The organism is Streptomyces sp. NPDC002577, assembly GCF_053594815.1.
The window spans coordinates 1-21,759 of the sequence record NZ_JBSFWK010000052.1; the positions used below are offsets into that span (position 1 = coordinate 1).

General features: G+C 70.9%; 20 protein-coding genes. 11 read left to right on the forward strand and 9 right to left on the reverse strand.

The features are described from left to right. On the reverse strand, positions 1-1,550 hold a 1,550-nt coding region (locus ACWD4J_RS37765), incomplete at its 3' end, for a phosphoketolase family protein (protein ID WP_451400059.1). A 50-nt stretch (positions 1,551-1,600) separates the two neighbouring features. Here ACWD4J_RS37765 and ppk2 point away from each other — a divergent pair. Beyond that, the gene (ppk2, locus tag ACWD4J_RS37770; RefSeq protein WP_451400060.1) at positions 1,601-2,419 is read left to right on the forward strand and encodes a polyphosphate kinase 2; all 819 of its coding nucleotides are present in this window, start codon (positions 1,601-1,603) and stop codon (positions 2,417-2,419) included. Positions 2,420-2,431: 12 nt separating this feature from the next. On the opposite strand, the gene ACWD4J_RS37775 is transcribed toward ppk2, so the two are convergent. Next, complete coding sequence (locus ACWD4J_RS37775) at positions 2,432-3,310, reverse strand: universal stress protein (protein ID WP_451400061.1); 879 nt, start codon at positions 3,308-3,310, stop codon at positions 2,432-2,434. A gap of 254 nt (positions 3,311-3,564) precedes the next feature. Between ACWD4J_RS37775 and ACWD4J_RS37780 the strand changes: the two genes are divergently transcribed. Next, on the forward strand, positions 3,565-4,044 hold the full coding sequence (locus tag ACWD4J_RS37780) for a VOC family protein (protein WP_451400062.1): 480 nt from the start codon (positions 3,565-3,567) through the stop codon (positions 4,042-4,044). Positions 4,045-4,141: 97 nt separating this feature from the next. Beyond that, positions 4,142-5,380: an FUSC family protein gene (locus ACWD4J_RS37785; RefSeq protein ID WP_451400063.1), complete on the forward strand. Its 1,239-nt coding sequence runs from the start codon at positions 4,142-4,144 to the stop codon at positions 5,378-5,380. 181 nt (positions 5,381-5,561) lie between these two features. On the opposite strand, the gene ACWD4J_RS37790 is transcribed toward ACWD4J_RS37785, so the two are convergent. Beyond that, positions 5,562-6,125, reverse strand: coding sequence for a hemerythrin domain-containing protein (locus ACWD4J_RS37790; protein ID WP_451400064.1), 564 nt, complete (start codon positions 6,123-6,125; stop codon positions 5,562-5,564). A 289-nt stretch (positions 6,126-6,414) separates the two neighbouring features. Here ACWD4J_RS37790 and ACWD4J_RS37795 point away from each other — a divergent pair, with 289 nt between their 5' ends. After that, positions 6,415-7,644, forward strand: a complete 1,230-nt coding sequence (locus ACWD4J_RS37795; protein WP_451400065.1) for a PP2C family protein-serine/threonine phosphatase — start codon at positions 6,415-6,417, stop codon at positions 7,642-7,644. Positions 7,645-7,705: 61 nt separating this feature from the next. Here the strand turns inward: ACWD4J_RS37795 and ACWD4J_RS37800 are convergent, their stop codons facing one another. The 3 genes from ACWD4J_RS37800 to ACWD4J_RS37810 form a co-directional block, all read right to left on the reverse strand. Continuing rightward, the gene (locus tag ACWD4J_RS37800; protein WP_451400066.1) at positions 7,706-8,224 is read right to left on the reverse strand and encodes a mycothiol transferase; all 519 of its coding nucleotides are present in this window, start codon (positions 8,222-8,224) and stop codon (positions 7,706-7,708) included. A gap of 218 nt (positions 8,225-8,442) precedes the next feature. Then, complete coding sequence (locus ACWD4J_RS37805) at positions 8,443-9,549, reverse strand: NAD(P)-dependent alcohol dehydrogenase (protein WP_451400067.1); 1,107 nt, start codon at positions 9,547-9,549, stop codon at positions 8,443-8,445. 542 nt (positions 9,550-10,091) lie between these two features. Next, positions 10,092-11,579, reverse strand: coding sequence for an aldehyde dehydrogenase family protein (locus ACWD4J_RS37810; RefSeq protein WP_451400068.1), 1,488 nt, complete (start codon positions 11,577-11,579; stop codon positions 10,092-10,094). Positions 11,580-11,715: 136 nt separating this feature from the next. Here ACWD4J_RS37810 and ACWD4J_RS37815 point away from each other — a divergent pair, with 136 nt between their 5' ends. Beyond that, positions 11,716-12,210, forward strand: a complete 495-nt coding sequence (locus tag ACWD4J_RS37815) for a MarR family winged helix-turn-helix transcriptional regulator (protein WP_451400069.1) — start codon at positions 11,716-11,718, stop codon at positions 12,208-12,210. Positions 12,211-12,305: 95 nt separating this feature from the next. On the opposite strand, the gene ACWD4J_RS37820 is transcribed toward ACWD4J_RS37815, so the two are convergent. Next, on the reverse strand, positions 12,306-12,713 hold the full coding sequence (locus tag ACWD4J_RS37820; protein WP_451400070.1) for a hypothetical protein: 408 nt from the start codon (positions 12,711-12,713) through the stop codon (positions 12,306-12,308). A 236-nt stretch (positions 12,714-12,949) separates the two neighbouring features. Between ACWD4J_RS37820 and ACWD4J_RS37825 the strand changes: the two genes are divergently transcribed. Both ACWD4J_RS37825 and ACWD4J_RS37830 read left to right on the forward strand, forming a co-directional pair. Then, the gene (locus tag ACWD4J_RS37825) at positions 12,950-13,765 is read left to right on the forward strand and encodes a PP2C family protein-serine/threonine phosphatase (RefSeq protein ID WP_451400071.1); all 816 of its coding nucleotides are present in this window, start codon (positions 12,950-12,952) and stop codon (positions 13,763-13,765) included. A gap of 4 nt (positions 13,766-13,769) precedes the next feature. Beyond that, positions 13,770-14,780, forward strand: a complete 1,011-nt coding sequence (locus tag ACWD4J_RS37830) for an MASE1 domain-containing protein (RefSeq protein ID WP_451400072.1) — start codon at positions 13,770-13,772, stop codon at positions 14,778-14,780. 29 nt (positions 14,781-14,809) lie between these two features. Here ACWD4J_RS37830 and ACWD4J_RS37835 read toward each other — a convergent pair whose 3' ends face one another. Then, a complete protein-coding gene (locus tag ACWD4J_RS37835) occupies positions 14,810-15,448 on the reverse strand; it encodes an HAD family acid phosphatase (RefSeq protein ID WP_451400073.1) in 639 nt (212 codons plus the stop codon). A 277-nt stretch (positions 15,449-15,725) separates the two neighbouring features. Between ACWD4J_RS37835 and ACWD4J_RS37840 the strand changes: the two genes are divergently transcribed. Beyond that, complete coding sequence (locus ACWD4J_RS37840) at positions 15,726-16,502, forward strand: nucleotidyltransferase domain-containing protein (RefSeq protein WP_451400074.1); 777 nt, start codon at positions 15,726-15,728, stop codon at positions 16,500-16,502. Here the strand turns inward: ACWD4J_RS37840 and ACWD4J_RS37845 are convergent. Continuing rightward, positions 16,496-17,473, reverse strand: a complete 978-nt coding sequence (locus ACWD4J_RS37845) for a formylglycine-generating enzyme family protein (RefSeq protein ID WP_451400075.1) — start codon at positions 17,471-17,473, stop codon at positions 16,496-16,498. The genes ACWD4J_RS37840 and ACWD4J_RS37845 overlap by 7 nt on opposite strands. Positions 17,474-17,705: 232 nt before the next feature. On the opposite strand from ACWD4J_RS37845, the gene ACWD4J_RS37850 reads away from it, so the two are divergent. The 3 genes from ACWD4J_RS37850 to ACWD4J_RS37860 all read left to right on the forward strand — a co-directional run bounded on the left by ACWD4J_RS37850 (position 17,706) and on the right by ACWD4J_RS37860 (position 21,727). After that, complete coding sequence (locus ACWD4J_RS37850) at positions 17,706-18,926, forward strand: D-alanyl-D-alanine carboxypeptidase family protein (RefSeq protein ID WP_451400076.1); 1,221 nt, start codon at positions 17,706-17,708, stop codon at positions 18,924-18,926. Positions 18,927-19,056: 130 nt separating this feature from the next. Continuing rightward, positions 19,057-20,292 (forward strand): substrate-binding domain-containing protein, encoded by a 1,236-nt coding sequence (locus tag ACWD4J_RS37855; protein WP_451400077.1) that lies wholly within the window; start codon positions 19,057-19,059, stop codon positions 20,290-20,292. 100 nt (positions 20,293-20,392) lie between these two features. Beyond that, complete coding sequence (locus ACWD4J_RS37860) at positions 20,393-21,727, forward strand: ABC transporter substrate-binding protein (RefSeq protein ID WP_451400078.1); 1,335 nt, start codon at positions 20,393-20,395, stop codon at positions 21,725-21,727. Positions 21,728-21,759 lie beyond the last annotated feature (32 nt).

Here is a 21,759-nt window from a genome sequence, read left to right on the forward strand (position 1 = left end):
CGCCAGGTCAGCTGCCGGGAGGTCCTGAGCCACTTGATGTGCTGGTTGACCATCGAGTCGACGATGTGGACGAACGCCTCGTAGCAGGAGAACAGGCCGTGCCGGCCGGTGAGCAGATAGCCCTCCAGCCAGCCCTGGCACAGGTGCTCGGAGAGGATCTCCATGACCCGGCCGTGCCGGGACAGGTGCTCGTCGGTCGGCAGGACCTCCGCCTGCCAGGCCTTGCCGGTGGCGCCGAACACGGCGCCCAGCCGGTTGGACTCGGTCTCGTCGGGTCCCACGACCCGGAAGTCACGGCGCTCCTGCGTGGCCGCCATGATCTGCTCGACAAAGGCGCCGAGGACCCTGGTGGGCTCGTGCATCGTCGCGCCCGGCTTGTCCACGGGTACGGCGAAACGCTCCAGCTCCGGCATCGGCAGTTCGCGTACGAGCAGGCCGCCGTTGGCGTGCGGCGTGGAACCGAGCCGCAGGGCGCCTTCGGGGATGCAGGCGAGGACGTGCTCGCGGGGCCGGCCGTGCTCGTCGAAGAGCTCCTCGGGCCGGTACGAGCGCAGCCAGGCCTCCAACTGCCGCAGGTGCTCGGGGTTTTCGCGTACTCCGGCGAGCGGCACCTGGTGGGAGCGCCAGGTGCCCTCGACCGGTGTGCCGTCGACCTCGGCGGGACCGGTCCAGCCCTTGGGCGTGCGCAGCACGATGACGGGCCAGCGCGGGCGCTCGGTCGCGCCGTCCTCGCGGGCCGCCCGCTGCGCGCTGTCGATGCGGTCCAGGGCCTGGTCGAGCGCCGCGGCCATGGCCTGGTGCACGGCTTTCGGGTCGTCGCCGGTGACGTGGATCGGGTCGTGGCCGTAGCCGCGCAGCAGCTCGTCGAGCTCGGCCTCGGGCAGCCGGGCCAGCACCGTGGGGTTGGCGATCTTGTAGCCGTTGAGATGGAGGATCGGCAGCACGGCACCGTCGTGGACGGGGTCGAGGAGCTTGTTGGAGTGCCAGGACGCCGCCAGCGGTCCGGTCTCCGCCTCGCCGTCGCCGATGACGCAGGCGACCAGCAGACCGGGGTTGTCGAGCGCGGCGCCGTACGCGTGCGCGAGGGAGTAGCCGAGCTCGCCGCCCTCGTGGATGGAGCCCGGGGTCTCGGGGGCGACGTGGCTGGGCACGCCGCCGGGGAAGGAGAACTGCCGGAAGAGGCGCTCCATGCCCGCTTCGTCCCGGGTCACGTCCGGGTAGGTCTCGGTGTAGCTCCCCTCCAGCCAGGAGTTGGCGAGGACGGAAGGGCCGCCGTGGCCGGGGCCCCAGATGCACACGGTGTCGCGGCCGCGGGCCTTGATGGCGCGGTTGAGATGCGTGTGGACGAGGTTCAGGCCCGGCGATGTGCCCCAGTGGCCGAGCAGCCGCGGCTTGATGTGCTCGGGGCGCAGCTCCTCCTTCAGCAGCGGATTCGTCATCAGGTAGATCTGGCCGGCGGACAGATAGTTGGCGGCCCTCCAGTGGGCGTCCAGGGTGCTCAGTTCGTCGTCGGTCAGTACCGTGCTGTCCTGGCGCTTGACCTTGCGCATGAATGGCTCCGTAACGTCGTAGGCGGGCGTCGTCGGGGTAGGGAGGCGGTATGGCCGTGAACAAGCCGGAGGAGTCGGCCGCCCTGTCGCGGAAGGTCTACGAGCGCGAGCTGCTGCGGCTGCAGACCGAGCTCGTGAAGCTTCAGGAGTGGGTGCGCGCCGAGGGCGCCCGCCTGGTGGTGGTCTTCGAGGGACGGGACGCCGCGGGCAAGGGCGGCACGATCCAGCGGGTCGCCGACCGTCTCAATCCGCGGGTCGCCCGGATCGTCGCGCTGCCCGTACCCACCGAGCGGGAGCGCTCTCAGTGGTACTTCCAGCGGTATGTCGCGCATCTGCCCGCGGCGGGCGAGATCGCGCTCCTCGACCGCAGCTGGTACAACCGCGCGGGTGTCGAGCACGTCATGGGCTTCTGCACGAAGCAGGAGCACCAGCGGTTCCTCCACCAGTGCCCGATCTTCGAGCGGATGCTGGTCGAGGACGGGATCCTGCTGCGCAAGTACTGGTTCTCGGTGAGCGACGCCGAGCAGGAGAGGCGCTTCCGCCAGCGTCTGGAGGACCCCACGAAGCGGTGGAAGCTCTCGCCGATGGACCTGGAGTCGATCAGGCGCTGGGAGGACTACTCGCGCGCCAAGGACGACATGATGGTGCACACCGACATCCCGGAAGCGCCGTGGTTCGTGGTCGAGAGCGACGACAAGCGCCGGGCGCGGATCAACATGATCGCCCATCTGCTCGACTCGGTTCCGTACCGCGACGTGCCCTTCCCCGATCTCGAACTGCCGCCCAGGCCCCCGTCCAAGGGCTACGAGCGCCCTCCGCGCGACCTGCAGACATACGTCCCCGACCGCGCGGCGGATCTGACGGACTGAGCCGGCCACAGGTCACACCCGCTGCGGTACGACGGCGACGGGGCAGGCGGCGTGGTGCAGCACCGAGTGCGCGATCCGGCCCAGCTGAAGACCGAAATGACCATGGCCGTGGTAGCGCTGGGCGCCGACGACCAGCAGATCGGCCATGGAGGACGCCTCCCGGAGCACCCTGCGGGCCGTGCCCTCGACGGTCCGCCGGCGCAGCATGACGCCGGGATGGTCCTGCTCGGCCTCCTCCAGGGCCTCGTCGAGGATCTCGGCGGCCCGCGTCTCGTGATAGTGCGCCGGGTCGCCGGCCATCAGCGGATGGTTCGCGGGCTCGTGCGCGGGGCGCCGCCAGGCCCGTACGACGTGCAGCTCGGCGCCACGTGCCTCGGCCTCCTCGAAGGCGAAGCGCACGGCCGCCGCGCCCCGGGGCGGTTCGCCGAGGCCGAGGACGACACGCCGGTGGCCGCTGTGCTGGTCGTGGCTGCCGCGCAGCACGATCACCGGGCAGTCGGCATGGCCGGCGAGCGCCAGGCTCACCGAGCCGAGCGCCAGTTCGGCGACACCGCTGCGGCCCCGCGACCCGGTGACCAGCATCGAGGCGTTCCGGCCCGCGCGCAGCAGCGCGGTCACCGTGTCCTCGGGCAGAACGGCGGTGCAGATCTTCGCTTCGGGGTTGCGCAGCCGGACCCGTTCGGCCGCCGCGCCGACGATGTTCTCGGCCATCGCCCGCTCCGACGGCTCGCCCACGTCCTCGGCGAGCGCGGCCCCCTCGTATCTCTCCCACAGCGACGCGTGCACCACGCGCAGGTGCACCCCGTGCAGCACGGCCTCGTCGGCGGCCCACTCGGCGGCGCTGAGACTCGGCTCGGACCCGTCCACGCCCACGACCACGGGCAGCTCCATGGTTTCCCACCGCCTAGACCTCACCAGCCGGAACACCCCTTTTGCGGTGCTGGGTGCCCCCGATCGAGCCGATGACACGGGTTCCTGGGTGAGACTGGTTCCAGTCGGCCCCATGTCCAACATCGGGAGTCGCGGGTGGCCGCGCAACGGCGGTGGCTCCACATGGGCGAACAGGACACCCGCCGGGCACCGATGAGTTTGCGGCCCCGGACCGGTCGGTACAGCTGCACACGCTCATCTGCAAGGAGGTACCGATGGCAACAAAGGGATTCACCACGTGCCTGTGGTTCGACGGGCAGGCCGAGGAAGCGGCGAACCACTACATCTCGATCTTCAAGGACTCCAGGCTCGGGCGGATCGTCCGTCACGGAGAGGCGGGGCCGGGTCCCGTCGGCTCCGTCCTGACCGTCGAGTTCGAGGCCAACGGCCAGAAGTTCGTCGCGCTGAACGGCGGGCCGCAGTTCACGTTCAACGAGGCCATCTCGTTCCAGATCTTCTGCGACGACCAGGAGGAACTCGACTCCTACTGGGACCGGCTCTCCGAGGGCGGCCAGGAGGTCGCCTGCGGCTGGCTCAAGGACAGGTACGGCGTGTGCTGGCAGGTCGTCCCCGCCGGTCTCATCGAGATGATCAGCGACCCGGACCCGGAGAAGGCGAAGCGCGCCACCGAGGCGATGATGTCGATGGTCAGGTTCGACATCGCCGCCCTGGAGAAGGCGTACGCAGGCGGATAATCCCAGCCCTCGGACGCTCCCCCGCTTCCGCGCGCCCTGCGGCACCCTGTACCACGTTGGTGGTCGGTGGTGCCGCAGAGCCGGGAAGTGACCAGGGATGCCTCAAGTACGTGGTGCAGCACTGTCTGTGCCGGTGGCCGAGTTCGTGAAGCGGAGCCGCGAGCCCATCGTCGTACAGACGCTGCGTTCCACCGCCGCGGCCACCATCGCCTACGTCGTCGCCCTCCAGCTGAGCGACGAGCCGGCACCGCTGACGGCTCCGCTCACCGCGCTGCTGGTCGTCCAGGTGACTCTCTACGCCACGCTGACCACCGGCATCCGCCGGGTGAACTCGGTCGTGGTCGGCGTGCTGATCGCCATCGGGTTCAGTGTGCTGGTGGGGCTGACGTGGTGGAGCCTCGGCCTGATCATCCTGGCGTCCCTCACCATCGGCCACTTCGTCCGCGTGAGCGAGTTCGTCCCCGAGGTGGCGATCAGCGCCATGCTGGTGCTCGGCGTGACCCGCGTGGCCGACACCGCGTGGGACCGGGTCCTCGAGACGCTGATCGGCGCCGCGGTGGGCCTGGCGTTCAACTTTCTGCTGGTGCCGCCCGTGTGGGTCGACGAAGCGGGCGCCTCGATCGTGGACCTGGCCCGCCGTATGCGCCGTCTGCTGCTGCGCAGCGGCGAGGAGCTGACCTCCCCCACAGCGCCCGAGGAGGCGGCCGACCGGCTGCACGAGGCGCGCCGCCTCGACCACGACATCGCCGAGGTCGACGCGGCGCTGCGGCAGGCGGAGGAGAGCCTGCGGCTCAACCCGCGGGTGAAGGAGGGCTTGCTGCACCGCGTCGTGCTGCGGACGGGACTCGACACCCTGGAGATCTGCACGGTCGTGCTGCGTGTCCTGGCCCGCACCCTCACCGATCTCGCCAAGGTGCGGCCCGACGAGCCGCTCCTCCCACGGGACGTCGGTGTGGCCCTGCAGGAGCTGCTGGGCCATGTCGCCGACGCCGTGGTCAGTTTCGCGGTGCTGGTCACCACCCAGGTCAGCGAGAACGCCGAGGCCGCCGAGGCCCGGCTCGCCGGTGAACTGGCCGCGGCGAACACGAGCCGCGACAAACTGGCACTGGTGCTGCTGGACGGCGTGGAACAGGACCCCCGCCACTGGCACCTCCACGGTGCGCTGCTCACCGAGGTCAACCGCATCCTCGACGAGCTGGACCTGGAGCACCGCTCCAAGCGTCTGCTGGAGGAGCTCGACCGCAACGCACGCGAGCAGCGGGAGCGTTATCCGTGGCTGGCCCGTATCCGTCACCGGCTCGGGTGGGACGGGTGGTCGCGGAGCGACAGGTCGTGACGGTCTGTACGGTGCCACGATCGTGACCGCCGTCCTGCCGCCACTGCCCAACCGCGCTCGCCCGCGCCTCTGCCCGGCCGCGGGCAGGCGCCCACAGCCGGGCAGAATGCTCCCCGCTCTCCCGCTCTCCCGCTCTCCCGCTCTCCCGCTCTCCCGCGACCAGAGCACACTCGTGACGCCGTCAAGACTCCTTGCCGCGACCGGTCAGCGTGTCACGGAGCCGGTCGACGAGTCCGACGCCCGGTGCCAGCAGCTTGTTCGCGGGCGGCTTGTCGGGGGCGGACGGGTGCGGGCGGGTGGGCGCCGTCTTCTTGGCCGTCCTCACCTTGTCCCCGAGGTCGTTCAGCGTCTCGGCGGTGCAGGACCTGCGCAGGCGAGGGAAGAGGTTCTCCTCCTCGTCCGTGATGTGCTCCCGGATCTCCGAGATCAGCTGGTTGATCAGCGTGTCGAACTGGGGATCATCGGCCTCGAGGCCCTCGAGGTCCTTCATGGTGCGCTCGGCCCGGGCGTGGTCCTCCAGCTCCTTGTCCGCGATCTCCCCGCCACCGGGGACGTGCTCGCGTACCGCCGGATAGAGATATGCCTCCTCCGCCACCGAGTGCCGGACCAATTCGATGGTCGCCCGGTCGGCGTGCTTTTTCCGCATTCGGTCGCCGGACGGCAGCCCCTCGATCTCGACGAAGATATCCTCGACTTCCTCATGGTCGGTGATCAATTCGGCGATGACGTCTCCGCCGTGTCCCATTTCGCTGCTCCTCTGTGCGTTCCCAGGGCCTTCCCCTCCCGCACGAAGGCCCACCCGGACGACAGTGAAACCCCCCGGTGCGGGAACCCGCGCATTCCGGACCGCGTTGGCGCCGCGGCTACGCCCCATCGGACCAGGGGCGATGGCCCGCCCGGCCGCACGAGTGACGCTCCGGACTGGCAGCAGGAAAGACATCTGTATTGCCGTCGGAAATGGCCGGACAGGGCTTCCTGTTTATTCTGGGAGGTCCGGGAGATCTGGAACGGACGTCGATTCAGGCGGGCAGATCATGAGAGAGTCCGGTATCGACTACGAGAGGGTATTCAACGCGCTTACCAGCGCCGTGCTGCTGCTCGATCCGGACCTGGTCATCCTTGACGCGAACCCGATGTACCAGCGTCTGTCCGGCCGCCCGCGCGACCAGTTGGTGGGCCGCCGTCTGTTCGACGTGTTCCCCGACAATCCCACGGATCCTTCCGCCTCGGGGATACGCAACCTCAGAGCGTCCCTGCACCGGGTCGTGGCCACCGGCAAGCGCGACAGCATGGCGCTGCAGCGCTACGACGTCGAGATACCGGACCGGCCTGGCGTGTTCGATGAGCGGTACTGGAGCCCGGTCAACAGCCCCGTTCTGGATCCGGACGGGAAGGTGGCGCTGATCGTCCACCGGGTCGAGGAGGTCACCGAGCTCATGCGGGCCCGCGGACAGGGGGACGGCGGGGACCGCCAACGGCTCATGGAAGCCGACCTCTTCACCCGCGCCGGGGAGCTGCAGGAGGTCAACGAGCAGCTGCGCGAGGCCCACGCGCGGGAACGCGAGGTGGCCCTCGCGCTGCAGCGCGCCATGCTGCCGCCACCCGAGCGGGTCCGGCGCCACAGGGTGGCGGTGCGCTACCGGCCCGCCCTCGGGACGCTGAACGTGTGCGGCGACTGGTACGACCTCGTAGATCTGAAGGACGGCCGGATCGCGGTCACCGTCGGCGATGTCGTCGGTCACGGTCTGGAGGCGGCCTGCGTCATGGGGCAGCTGCGCAGCGCCCTGTGCGCGGCCGTACCCGTCGCGGACGGGCCCGCGCAGGCCTTGGACGCGCTGGAGCTGTACGCCAGATCGGTGCAGGGCGCCGAATCCACCACCGCGGTCCTGGCCGTGATCGACCGCGACGCCGGGACCGTCATGTACAGCAGCGCCGGCCACCCTCCGCCCGCCCTCATGGACCCCGGCGGTGCCGTCCGTTTCCTCGACGAGGCCACCGACCCGCCGCTCGGTGCCCGCCTCGAGCATCGTCCCCGGCCGCAGGCCCGCACGCGCTGCGCAGCCGGCTCCACACTCGTCCTGTACACCGACGGCCTCGTCGAACGACGCGGCGAGGACATCTACACAGGTCTCGACCGGCTCGCCGACTGCCTCACGAGGCACCGGACCCTGGGCACCGAGGATCTGGCCGACGCCCTCCTGGCGGATCTGCTTGCGCACAGCGGGAACGCCGACGACACGGCCCTGGTCATACTGTGCCTGTGACCACCTGCGCCTTTCACCACCTGCGCCTGGGACCACGCGGGGAATCACGGGCGGCTGTGGTTCAGTCCTCCTGACGGCGTTCCAGCACGCCGCGGACGAAAGCCGCCTGGCCCGCGTGCTGGAGGTCGTCCTCGATGACGCTGACCAGGCGGACGCCGAGGCTGACCGGAGGGGTCCAGCTCTCGTCCACGATGCGGTCGAGGTCGCCGTCCTCGAGGCCGTTCAGGAAGTCCAGGGTCTGCTCGTGCACCGCGTCGTAGTACCCGAGCAGCAGTTCGTCCGAGTCGACCTTCATCTTCCCGACCTGCCGACTGCTGTGACCGAATCCGGTCGCCCGCTTCGCGTAGGGCAGTTCGAAACGGCCGGCCCAGTCCTGGGACACCCATACCTGCTCGAGTCCGGCGACGTCGGAGATGTGGTCGTCCTGCACCCGGGTCAGATGCCACACCAGCCAGGCGATCGAATTGGCCCCGGGATCGATGCGGGCGGTCAGCTCCTCGGCCGAGAGCCCCTCGACGGCGGCGTGCACCGCCTCCTGGATACGGCCGTAGCCGTCGCGCAACACATCCGTACTGTTCACGTCCTGCCCCTTGCCCATCGCGGCTTGCCGTCGGCACCGGCCCGGCCGGGCTGTGCCTGTTCCACCATGGGGAGCTCCTGCCGCCTGCGCCGAGAGCGACACGGTTGCGGCGGTCTGCGGCTGCGACACGATGGACTCGGCGCGTGCGACGCGATGGCCGCCGCGTCGTGCGACGCCGCGGCGGCCCGGGCCGGGGTCCTGCGTGCTGGGGGGTGGGTTCAGAAGGTCAGGACCGGCTTGATCGCCGCGCCGGACACCACGTCGCCGACCGCCTGCTGGATCTCCTCGAACTTGTAGTGCCTGACCAGCCGGTCGACCGGCATGCGGCCGGAGGCCACCAGCTCGACCAGGACCGGGATCAGCGCCTCCGTCTCGCTGTCACCGAGGGTCAGACCCACGACCTGGCGGCCCGGCAGCATGAAGTTGACGTCGACCGGCACGGTCGAGCCGAAGGCCGGCGCTCCGACCAGGACTGCCGTGCCGCGGGCGGCGAGGGTACCGATCGCGGCGCCCGCCACCTGGATGTTGCCGGTCGTCTCCACCACGCCGTCGGCGCCGTGGCCACCGGTGATCTCGGCGACGGTTTCGGCCAGGTCGTCGCTGGTGGTGTCGATGGTGTGGGTCGCGCCGAGTTCGCGTGCCAGCTCGAGCCGGGCGGGAACGCGGTCGACGGCGATGATGCCGGTGGCGGGGGTCAGCCGGGCCGCCATGACCGCGGACAGTCCGACCGCGCCGGCGCCGGTGACGACCAGGGTCGCCCCGGGCCGGGGCTTCAGAACGTTCCACACGGCGCCCGCCCCGGTCTGCACGCCGCAGCCGAGCGGCGCCATGAGCTCCAGCGGCACGTCGGACGGGACCTTGACCAGGCTGCGCTCGTCGACCAGCGCATGCCGGGCGAAGGACGACTGGCCGAAGAAGTGCCCGCCGATGGCCTCGCCGCCGCGGGTCACGGTCGCCGAGCCGTCCGCGCGGGCTCCGCCCAGCAGGTTCAGCGGCAGCCAGGCCTCGCAGTAGGCGGGGTGTCCGTCGCGGCAGTCGGCGCAGCGGCCGCAGGAGGTGAAGGACAGCAGGACGTGGTCACCGGGCTTGACGCGGGTTACGGCGGAGCCGACGGACTCCACGACACCCGCGCCCTCGTGGCCCAGCACGCCGGGCAGCGGGAAGGGCAGCGCGCCCGCGGCGACGCCGAGGTCCGTGTGGCAGACGCCGGCGGCGGCCATGCGTACGAGGACCTCGTCCGGGCGGGGCTCGGCGAGTTCGACCTCGGTGAGGGAGAAACCGGCGCCTGCCGACTCGACGACAGCCGCGGCGGTGGTGGTGGTCATGTGAAAGCTCCTTGCGGACGGCGCAGACAGCGCGGATCGGCCGGCGTAGCGGCCCGATCGGGGACTGGGAGAGATCGAACGAGTGGGATGGGGCCTCGCAGGGGAGGGGACGAGGCCCCATCGAGTGGGTGGCCCTCGCTGGGGACGAACGGGGGCCGATTGCCGGGCCGGGTCCCTCGACCGGCAGGGCGAGGGGGACCGGCGGGCGGTGGTCCGACCGGGCGGGCGGTGGTCCGGCCGGGCCGCAAAGCCGACCAGGAACGTGAACCGGCCGAGTAGTGGTCCAGCCGGCCGGGCGGTGGACCGGCCAGGGGGGTGGTCCGGCCGGGCCGCAGGCCGGCCGGAGGTGAACCGGCCGAGCGGTGATCAGGCCGGCCGGGCGGTGAACCGGCCAGCGAGGGTGCTGCGAGCGGGCGGCAGGCCGGCCGTCGGGCGAACCAGCCACTCGGTGGGTGGGGCGGACGGGGCAAGGGCGCTCCGGCGGGGTTCGTGCCGTCGCCGGATTTCGGACCGCCGGCGAACCCGCGAGCCGCGGAAAACCGTCAGGCGAGCGAGATCACCACGGACTTGACCTTGGTGTACGCCTCCAGCGCCTCCGGCCCGTACTCGCGTCCGAAACCGGACTGCTTGACGCCGCCGAAGGGGATCGCGGGGTCGAGCATCGCCCAGTCGTTGACCCAGACGATGCCCGCCTGCAGCCGCGCCGCCACCCGGTGGGCGCGGGCCACGTCCTTGGTCTGCAGGCCGGAGGCCAGGCCGTACGGCGTGCTGTTGGCCATGGCCACGGCCTCGTCCTCGGTGTCGAAGGACTGCACGGTCAGGACCGGGCCGAAGATCTCCTCCTGCACGGCCCGGGAGTCGTTGCCGAGGTCGGCGATGACGGTCGGCCGGTAGTAGTAGCCGCCGTCGAGGTCCAGGCGCTCACCTCCGGCGACGACGCGCCCGCCGTCCTCCTTGGCGATGCGGACGTATTCCTCGACCTTGGCGAGGTGCCGCTCGCCGGCCATCGGTCCGATGACCGTCGCCGGGTCGAACGGGTCGCCGCAGGGCACACCCGGGACGGCTCCGGCGAGCGCCCCCACCACCGTGTCGTACAACGAGCTGTGGACCAGCAGCCGCGGTCCGCCCATGCAGAACTGGCCGGTGTTGAAGACGAAGCCCTTGATGGCGGCGCCGATCGCCTTCTCCACGTCGGCGTCCTCGAAGACGATGTGCGCGGCGTTGCCGCCGAGCTCCATGGTGACGGGCTTGAGTGCCTCGCCGGCCACGGCGGCCGCGTGGCGGCCGATCTTCGTCGAGCCTGTGAAGGCGACCTTGTCGATGCCGGGGTGGCGCAGCAGCGCCTCGCCGACCACGGAGCCGCTGCCGGTGACGACGTTCAGCACGCCGTTCGGGACGCCGGCCTCGGTCAGGATCTCCGCCATCAGCAGGGCGCTGAGCGGGGTCTCCTCGGCAGGCTTGTGGACCACGGTGTTGCCCGCGGCCAGCGCGGGGGCGATCTTCGAACTACTGAGGATCAGCGGGAAGTTGAACGGGGTGATCGCGCCGACGACGCCGAGCGGCTCACGGCGGGTGTAGGCGTGCGAGGGGATCGGGATCTGCCGGGTGGAGCCCTCGACGGTCTGCGCCAGGGCCGCGCAGTACTCGTACTCCTCGGCGGCCGTCGCCACGTCGACGACGCGGCACAGCGACACCGGCTTGCCGACGTTCGCGCTCTCGGCGGCGACGAGGTCGTCGGCGCGGCGACGGATGATGTCGCCGGCCCGGTTCAGGATGCGGGCCCGCTCGCGGCCCGGCAGCTGTGCCCAGCCGCTCTCGTCGAACGCCTTGCGCGCCGCCGCGACAGCGGTGTCGAGGTCGGAGGCGCCGGCCTCCGCCACGGTCGTGAGCACCTGGCCCGTGGACGGGTCGATCACGTCCCGGCGGCCCTTGGCGTCCGCTTCTCGCCACTCGCCGTCGATGAACAGCCTGCCCGGTTCGATGTGCGGCCTGCGCACAGTGGAGACGTCCTGCTCCTCGGAAAGGGACATGGCCCGCTCGCCTTCCCGGCACGGCGGCTCGCCGCACCGCACAGATGGTGGCCGCACCACTGCGACCAACAGGTTTCCTGATAATTACGCCCCATGGCGGCGATGGCAAGGGTCTGGGCATAATCAGGAAACCTGAATGACGCAAGCAGTGGAGGAGCACGTGGCGCGCACAGCCGGCAGGAGCGGCGACGGAGGGGCGACGGACATCGACGAGGTCCCGCATCCGACCCTGCTGTACACGATCAAGCAGGTCGAGCTCGTGACGCGCTCCCACCTGGACGAGCTGGTCAAGCCGGCCGGCATCACCGCGCTGCAGTACACCGCGCTCACGGTGCTCCGCCGCCGCGACGGGATGAGCTCCGCGCAGCTCGCCCGCAACTCCTTCGTCACCGCGCAGTCGATGGCGGACATGGTCACGGCTCTCGAACGGCGCGGCCTGATCACCCGCCGCCGCAACCCGGAGAACCGGCGGGTCCTGCTCCTCAGCCTCACCGAGGCCGGCCACGACCTGCTCGACACGTACGAGGAGGCGGTGAGCGAGCTCGAGGAGCGGATGCTCTCGGGCCTGACCCCCACCCAGCGAGGCAACCTGGCGGAATACCTCAACCGCTGCCGGGCGGCACTGGCATAGTCCCGCCGCACTGAACCACCGCCGCGAGGTCGAGCCCGCGAAGCCCGTAGGCTCACCGTCTGGTTGCGGGCTCTGCCACGCCCCGGCCGCGGCGGCTACTTCGTCGTCAGCCGCAGCTGGATCTCTTTTTCCTGGTCGCCGGACACCTTGCCGACCACCTCGACGGCGAACACGGCACCCAGGGTGTCGCGCAGCCGGTCGACGGCGTGGTAGCCGCCCTGGATGTTCGCGATGACGGGACCCGTCAGCTGCGCGGGTTCGGCGACGGCGCCCAGCTTGCCTCCGGACCCCGCCTCACACACGTCGAACGTCGCGTTCCATACGGTCGGGCGGGTCGCATGGGCCTCGTGCGGCACCTCATTGGGCCGACGATCACATGCGAAGGACGTGCGCAGGGCGGAAAAGACGGTGTGCGCGTCCTGCGCGGAGCATTCGCTGAGCTCCACCGTGACCTCCGGTTCGTGCACCTGGACCGCTGGTTCATGCGCTTGCGTGCTGTTCACCGTCGGTTCGCTCCTCTCCTCACAGCCGCTCTGCCCCCTATACAGCCTCGCCCTTCGGCGCCGTGGCGGCGACCTGAGGCTGCACGAGGGCCATGCCGTCGGGGTACCCCGCTTGCCGGCCGTGAGCACGCTCGCCGGCTCGCCGCACGGTCACCGGAATCGACCAGCAAAAGTATCCCGTAACAGCGGTAACGTGATAAATGGCGCAACTCCGACAAAGACCGGAGTGTTATGCCATGCCCCGACGTCGTACCGCTCCGCCCAGCAGCGCCGAAGAACGATTGCGCACGCTCGGTCAGCTCACCGGCCAGATACTCGAGCGGATCAAGTTGCAGCAGGCCCGGGTGGAGCTCGCGACCGCACTGCAGCGGCAGTGCCTCCCCACCGAGATACCGCGTCTGCCGGGGCTGCAGATCGCGGGACGGTACGCACCCGCCAGGGACGGTCTGGACATCGGCGGCGACTGGTACGACGTCTTCACCATGCCGGACGGCTCGGTCGCCTTCACGATCGGAGACGTACAGGGCCACGACGTCGAGGCCGCGGCCTACATGGGACAGGTACGCACCTGCCTGCGCGCCGTCGCGGTGGCCACCACGGACCCGGCGGAGGTGCTGCGTCGCACCAACGACCTGCTGGTCTCCATGGGCTCCGACCTCTTCGTGACCTGCTTGTTCGCCCGCTTCGACCCCGCGACCGGCGAGCTGACGGCTTCCCGCGCCGGGCACATTCCCGCGATCTGGGCGTCGTCCGACGGCCGCTGCGACGTCGTCATGGCCGACGGCGGTCTGCCCCTGGGCATCGTGCCCGACGAGAAGTACCCGTCGACCCGCCGCATGCTGACGGGCAAGGGAGCCTTCGTCCTGCTCACGGACGGCGTGGTGGAAGGCCCGGACTACGAGATCGAGGAAGGGCTGGACCGGGTGGCCGAACTGGTGCGTGCCTCGTGCTGCGCGGACCCCGACAGCCTGGCCGCCGAAGTGATCAAAGTGGCCGACCTGACCGGCCACAGCGACGACGCGGCCGTCCTCGTCCTCAGCTACGAGGCGTAAGGACATGACCGCCGTGGCAACCAGCAGCCAGCGGTTCCGGCACCACGCCGCCGTGGGCCTGCAGATCGCTGCCGTCGCGGCGGTCTACTACGCGGCCGCCAGGATCGGGCTCATGCAGCAGCTGGTCCGCGGGCAGATCACACCCCTGTGGCCGCCCACCGGTATCGCCCTGGTGAGCCTGCTGCTGTGGGGCACACGGGTGTGGCCGGGGATCGCTCTCGGAGCGTTCCTGGTGAACGTGGCGCTCGGTCCTTCGCTTCTTCCGGTGGTCGTGATCGCGGTCGGCAACACACTGGCCCCGGTCTGCGCGTATCTGCTGCTCAGACGGGCGGGATTCCGCTTCGAGATCGACCGGCTGCAGGACGCGCTCGCCCTGGTCTTCCTCGGCGCGCTGGGCGGAATGCTGATCAGTGCGACCATCGGAACCGGAGTGCTGGTGCTCTCCGGCGCCCTGCCGGCCGGCGACTTCTGGTCCGCCTGGTCGGTGTGGTGGACGGGCGACGCGATGGGCGTGCTGGTCATCGCACCGCTCCTGCTCGTCATCCGCACCTGCCGGTGGCCACGCGACGTGCCGGTCCGCCGGTGGGCCGAGGCGGTGGCCCTGCTGGCCGGCACCACCGTGATCGCCGTAGTGGCCACCCAGGCCACGATCGGCCTGCTCTTCCTCGTGTTCCCGTTCGTGATCTGGGCGGCGTTCCGCTTCCAGCTGGCCGGCGCCGCCCCCTGCGTGCTGATCATTTCGGTTGCCACGATCCATGCGGGTGCGGAAGGGTCCGGCCCGTTCTACGGTCACGACCTCCTCGCCAAAATGGTCACCCTGCAGGCCCTCAACGGATCGGTGGCCCTGACGGCCCTGTTGCTCTCGGCCACCATCACCGAGCGGAACGACACCCGCCTGGAGATCGAGCAGGTCTGCCGGCGCCTGGCCGAAGCGTTCACCCGGCTCACTCCGGCCGAGAAGCCCGAGGAGTGGCCGCCCATCCGGTCGCCGAAGGAGCGTGGCCAGGATGCCTAGACCTCGCCTGGTTCAGGACCCGCTCGGTCTCAGGACAACTGTCCGTCGTAATCCGGCAGCTTGAAGGTCCGCTCGGCGTGCCCGCCGACGAGGTCGGACTCGTTGTTGCCGACGTTCGCGATGATCGTGTAGCCCTGCGCCTCGATCTCGGCCCGCTTGCCGGTCTTGTAGGCGCTGACCTCCTCGAACAGGTCGGGGAGATCGCGTACGTAGACCCCGGAGACCGGATAGCCCACGGACTTCAGATTGGCCTCCGTGAGGCTCTTGATGATGCCGGGCCGTGCGGTGACGAAGAAGGCGTCGACGCCCCGCGACTTCGCGTAGCGCGCCAGTTCCAGGGACGGCTGGACCGCCGGGGTGGGGAACTCGTACCAGGGGTGGAAGTACGTCTCCAGCGTCGTGTTGTCGATGTCGAAGACGACGGCGAGCTTCTGTCCGGCGGCGTTCTCGGTGCGCTGCCGGACGTACGGCAGCGCCTGGTCGATCACGGTCCGCACGTCGCTCTGCCAGGTGTCGTAGTCGACATCGGCCTGCAGTGCCGAGACCGCGGTCGCCGTCGCTGCCGGGGCGGCGGCTGCCGGGACGGTGGCGGCGGCGTTCACCCCGAGGCTCAGGGCCGCCGCGACCGAAACCGCGCCGATCCGTCTGCGCACATCGCGTCCTGCCATGGTTCGCTGCTCCTTCTCGTGGGGGGTTCGGCGAGGGTGACCGGTTCGCACCTCACGCGGGTTGTCATGGTCACGAGGTCGAGTGGACGCGAGGCTACCGGTGAGTTACCGGCCGGTAGAAGGCTTTCGACGAACCACTTCTCCGGCTGGTGGCCGGGCAGTTGACATCGGGAGCGCTTCAACGGCCGTCTGCAGCCGCGCGGCCACGTCCGGCCGCATCCCGCTCCCGGGCAGAATGCCGTCCGGGAACGGCGGTCACGGCGGAAGGGGGCACCGCATGTTCACGGTGGAACGGCGCCGGCAGGTACGGAATCTGCTGCTCGAACGGGCACGCCAGGACGAACGGATCGCCGGAGCCGCCCTCACCGGTTCCGCCGCCCGCGGCACGGAGGATCAGTGGTCGGACATCGACCTGTTCCTCGGAGTGGCGGCAGGCCGGTCGGTCGAGGAGACACTGCGGGACTGGAGCGCATTCGTCCATCGGGAACTCGGCGCCGTCCACCACTTCGACGTGCATGCCGGACCCGCGGTCTACCGCGCTTTCCTGCTCGGCGGCGACCTGCTCGAGATCGACCTGGGCTTCACGCCGGCTGCGGCGTTCGGGCCCCTGGGCGACGGGGCGTTCAAGGCGGTGTTCGGTACACCCGTCGAGCGGCAGCCCAGCGCGGCAGGCGCTCATCAGCGCCGGCATCTGACAGGGCTCGCCTGGCATCACGTCCTGCACGCGCGCGTGTGCATCGAACGCGGCGCCCCGTGGCAGGCGGAGTACTGGGTCAGCGGAATCCGTGACCACGTCCTGGCCCTGGCGTGTCTGCGCCTCGGCCTGCCGTCCGCGTACGCGAAGGGCGCGGACCGGCTGCCCGCCGATGTCACGGGCCCGCTGCGGGAAGCGCTCGTACGCTCACTCGATGGCGCGGACCTCACCAGGGCCCTGCAGGCGGCAACCCGCGCCCTCCTGAACGAGCTGCGGGCGGGCCCGTCCGACGGCGACGGCGACGGCAGCACAGCGCTCGAGGAGGCTCTGCGTGAGCTGGCGGCCCTCGCGTCCTACTGAGCGGGGGCGAGATCGCGGGCGCAGCGGAAGCCCCCGTGACCGGTGGAGGAGTCCGTGGTGTTGTGCGAGCGTGCGGCCACCCGGTAGCGGTTGCAGTACGACGCGTGGCACAGGTAGGAGCCGCCGCGGATGACCCTCTCGCCCGGCCCGAACGTGTCCGCGCACCACTCCCAGACGTTGCCGGACGTGTTGTACAGACCGAATCCGTTGGGCTCGTATGCGGTGACGGGCACCGTGCCCGTCCGTCCGCCGGGGCGGTCCGAACGGTGGGGGAATTCGCCCAGCCAGGTGTTGCACATCTCCTGACCGGCCGGGGTGAATTCGTCGCCCCAGGGGTAGCGGGCGCCCTCCAGACCGCCGCGCGCCGCGTACTCCCATTCGGCCTCGGTGGGCAGCCGCACCCCGGCCCAGGCGCAGTATGCGAGGGCGTCGGCGTGGGATACATGGACGACGGGGTGGTCTGCGCGGTCCCCGACGTCGGAGCCGGGGCCCTCGGGCGCGCGCCAGGAGGCGCCGGCGACGCCCAGCCACCACGGCGCCTGGGCCACACTGCCCAGCACATGCGCCCTCGCTTCGTCGTGGACGAGCAGATGGAAGACGAAGGAGTTCCCGAAGCGTTCGGCGTCCGTGACGTAGCCGGTGGCTTCGGCGAAGGCGGCGAAGTCGGCGTTGGTGACGGCGGTGACGTCGATGGCGAACGGCGCCAGGGCCACCTCGCGGGCCGGGCCTTCGCCGTCGGCCGGGTAGCCCTCACCGAAGGGGTCACCCATCTGGAACGTACCGCCGGGGAGTTCCGCCATCTGCCGTACGGGGTGCGGGGGTTCCGGCACGGGCCCGGTCGGCTGCGGGGGCTGGTCCGCCGCCGTGTGCGCCGCCGTGCCGGTGCGGGGGCCACGGCCGGGGCTGCAACACGGCTTCGACGGTGCGCCGTCGTCCTTGGCTGGGTCCTGCGTGGGTTCCGGGGCTCTCATGGAGGGCTCCTGGGGCAGAGGCGAGCGGTGTCAGGAGGCAAGCATCCCTTGACCGCTTACGGGGCTCATCGGCGGGCCCCTTTCCGGCCGGTGGGCGGCCATGCCGTCCCGTTGCGGCAGTCGTTCCGCTGGGGCGGAACCGGGCGGCCGCCCACTCCCGTACCCCAATAGGCCCGCACCCACCCGGATCAAGCGATCTGCGAACCTGATCACATCTTCCTACGGTGGCTGAATGGCAGTCAGACGTATCGCGTGCTCCTCCGTCATCCGCGCCGTGGCCCTGATCACCGGCGCGCTCGTCCTCCTGACCACGCCGGCCGCGGCGCGGTCAGGAGATGAGCCGGCGCCGCCCCAGCCCCGGCCGGCTGCTCCGCGTTCTCTGCTGGACGGACCGGGTACGAAGGTATGGGCCGCCAGGAGCACACCGGACCTGCCTGACGATCTGTCCGCCCTGTCCTGGCTCGTGGCCGACGCGGACACGGGCGAGGTGCTGGCCGCGCGGAACGCGCACCGCCGGCTTCCTCCCGCCAGCACGCTGAAGACGCTGTTCGCCGTCACCGTCCTGCCTCATCTCGATTCGCGCACCCGCCACATGGCTACCGAGAAGGACCTCGTCGGCCTCGGCGAGGGCAGCAGCCTGGTGGGCGTCGCGCCAGGACTGACGTACAGGGTGGCGGATCTGTGGCGAGGCGTGTTCCTGATGTCGGGCAACGACGCCGTGCATGTGCTCGCCGCCATGAACGGCGGGGTGGAGACCACCGTCCGGCAGATGCAGGCCGAGGCCCGCGCTCTCGGCGCCGACGACACCCACGTGGTGACCCCCGACGGCTACGACGAGCCGGGGCAGGTCTCGTCCGCGTACGACCTCGCCGTCTTCGGACGGGCCGGGCTGCGGAACCCGGATTTCGTCCGGTACTGCTCGACCGCGCAAGCCGACTTCCCCGGAGAAGACGGGTCCACGTACCCGATCGCGAACACCAACCGGCTGCTCACCGGCGCCGACGGCGTGGGCCGCTATCCCGGACTGATCGGCGTCAAGAACGGCTACACCACCAACGCCGGATACACCTTGATCGCGGCGGCCCGCCATGACGGGCGCACCCTGCTGGTGACGGTCATGAACCCCCAGTCGTCCGGCGGGCAGGCGGTGTACAAGGAGGCAAGGGAGCTGCTGGACTGGGGCTTCGACGCGGGGGGCGGTGTCCGGCCCGTCGGATCGCTGCTGCCTCCGTCGGCGACGCATCCGGCCGTCGTCGCGCAGCCGACCGGTCCGGCCGCGCGGAACCAGGGTGCCGTGAAGGCCGGAGGCAGGGCCGGGGCTGTGGCATGGCCGGTCCTCGCCCTCGCCGGCACCGGGTCGACCGTCCTGGTGCTCGGTGCACTGGCGACCGGTGTTCTCGTGACGGCCCGGCGCCGGAACAGGAAGGAGGCCGGAGGCGACGCCCCTGCGTGACCGGCGCCCAGGGAGGGGCAGAGCACGGCCCGTTGCGTAGGTGTGTGGACAACCAGGGGCAACCGATCGTTATGCTGCGCCCCAAACCGTTCAAACGCACAATGCGCACGGACACGGCGAGGGGGCCGTCATGCGTGAGCCGGTCGAACTCAGGCGTCAACGGATCCTGGCGGTCGTCGAGTCGCGCGGCGCGGCCCGCGTCACGGATCTCGCCGCTGAACTGGACGTCTCGGTGATCACGGTCCGCCGGGACGTCGAGGAGCTGGCACGGGCAGGCAAGCTGCGCCGCGGCCACGGCGTGGCGCGATCAGTCGTGCCCGTCCAGGTGAGCGCGGCACCCGACGAGCCTCCGGCGGACGGTGACACGGTCGCCCTGGTCGTACCGGAGCGCCATTCGTATCTCTTCGAGACGCTGCACGGCGCGCGGCCGGTCCTCGAGAAGGCCGGGCTGCGTATCGCCCTGCACATCGCGCCGCAGGTGCCCGGCGCGGAACGCCCGTTGGTGGAGCGCGCGCTGGCCGGTGGCGCACGCGGGCTGCTGATCGCGCCCAGGTGGCGCAGCGCCGCCGCCGAGGAGGCGGACTACGGCTGGCTGTCGAAGCTGGGCGTACCGACGGTGCTGATGGAGCGGCGGCCGCGGCCCGGCAGTGCGCTGCACGCGCTGGACTCGGTGTGCTCCGACCACTGGTACGGGATCCATCTCGCCGTGGACCACCTCGTGTCGCTCGGGCACCGGCGGATCGTGCTGGCCGCCCGGAACGACAGCCCGACGGCACGCGCGATCCGGGCGGCCTTCGCCGACATCGCCGCCGGGCGGCCGGAGATCGAGGACTGGGCGATCACGCTGAGTTCACCGGGCGCCGTGCCCGAGCCGGGTGCCGGGGACGGCGCCGGAGCGTCGGCCGACGGCGCACGTGTGCCGGGGAAGGGTGCCCCCGCGCCGGACAACGGCGGTACGGCCCCGTCCGGCGGCTCCGTCGTATCGCTCGGCGAGGCCGCCGCTTCCCGGGCCGGCACCGCTCACCTCGGTCTGGCCGCCTTGCTGAGCGAGCGCGGCGCGACCGCCGCGGTGCTGCACGGCGACGTGGACGCCCTGATGCTCGTTCAGCACCTCGTGGACAGCGGCCTGCAGGTTCCGCAGGACTGCTCCGTCGTGGCGTACGACGACGTGGTGGCCGCCTTCGGCAGTACGCCGCTTACGGCCGTGGCCCCGCCGAAGGCGGCGATCGGGCGCGCGGCCGCCGAGTTGCTGCTGTACCGGCTGTCGGGGCCGTATGGGCCGGGAGCCGAGCCGGTGCGCAGAGTCGAGCTGCTGCCCGAGCTCAAGGTGCGCGGCTCGGCGGTGCCGACTACCCTTCCAGGCTGATCGTTTGACCGCTTCAATGATCTTCTGATCGATCTATTGACCGTGACCGGTCAGGCGATCAGTATTCCCGTGTCCCGAAATGGAGCCGCGGGAGGCATACATGCCCGGTCGACACAGTCGTCGATCCGTGCTCGCCGCGATCACCGCGCTGCCGCTGACCGGCGCCGTAGGCGCCTGCAGCGGCGGCAGCGAAAGCCGACGATCGCGCAGCACCAGCACCACCACACGCATCACCTTCTGGTCAGCCCTGCGCGGCAGCCAGGAGGTGGTGGACGCCTTCAACCGAACGCACGACCACATCCAGGTCGACTTCCAGCAGATCCCCTCGGGCAACCAGGGCGGCTACGCCAAACTCAGCAACGCCGCCCGCGCGGGCAACGCCCCGGACGTCGCGACCCTCGAGTACCCGCAGGTGCCCGGCTTCGCCATCGACGGCGTCGCCCGGGACATCACCTCGCTCGTCAGCGACCGGCTGCGCGCCAAGCTGCTGCCGCAGGCCCTGGGCCTGACGACGTTCCAGGGCCGCACCTTCAGCGTCCCGCTGGACGTCGAGCCGATGGTGATGCACTACCGCACCGATCTCTTCGACCGCTACGGCCTCACCGTGCCGCGCACCTGGGACGAGTTCGCGGAGACAGCCCGGACGGTGCACCGCAAGGTGAAGGACCGACGGCTCGTCCTGTTTCCCACCGACGGTATGACACAGTTCGCCGCCTACTCCTGGCAGGCGGGCGCCCAGTGGTTCGACATCCGCGACGGTGCCTGGAACGTCTCGCTCGGCGACGAGTCAACCCGGCGCGTCGCCGCGTACTGGCAGCGGCTGGCCGACGACGACGTGGTCTTCATGAACGCGGTGGAGAGCCGGCAGAGCGACGCCCAGATCGGTGAGGGGCTGGTGCTGACCCGGCTCAGCGGCGCCTGGGAGGCCGGTGCGCAGATGAACGCGCGGCCGCAACAGAAGGGCAGGTGGAAGATCGCACCGCTCCCCCAGTGGGACCCGGAGCGGCCGGTCGTCGGCACCCACGGCGGCTCCACCTTCGCCGTCACGAAGGACAGCAAGCACCCGGAGGCCGCGATGGAGTTCATCGAGTGGCAGGTCTCCCACCCCGACTCGCTGCGCGCCCGGCTGTCCAGCGGCACCAGCAGCCAGTACCCGGCCGCCCCGGATCTGGTCGCCGTAGGCCGGGAGGCGTTCGACCGCTCGTACTACGGCGGCCAGGACATCTACACCCTCTTCGAGGAGCAGGCGGGCAGGATCCGCGACGGCTGGGTCTGGGGGCCGCGTATGTCGGCGACCCAGAAGGTCATGCAGGACGGCTTCGCCAGGGCGAGCGGCGGCCAGGGGTCCCTCATCGGCTCCGTGCGCGCGGCCCAGGACGGCACCATGCCCGACCTGAAGGCGCTGGGGCTGTCCACCACCGAGCACAGCACCTGAGCCCAGTGATCCCCATGAGCACCGGAGCCACA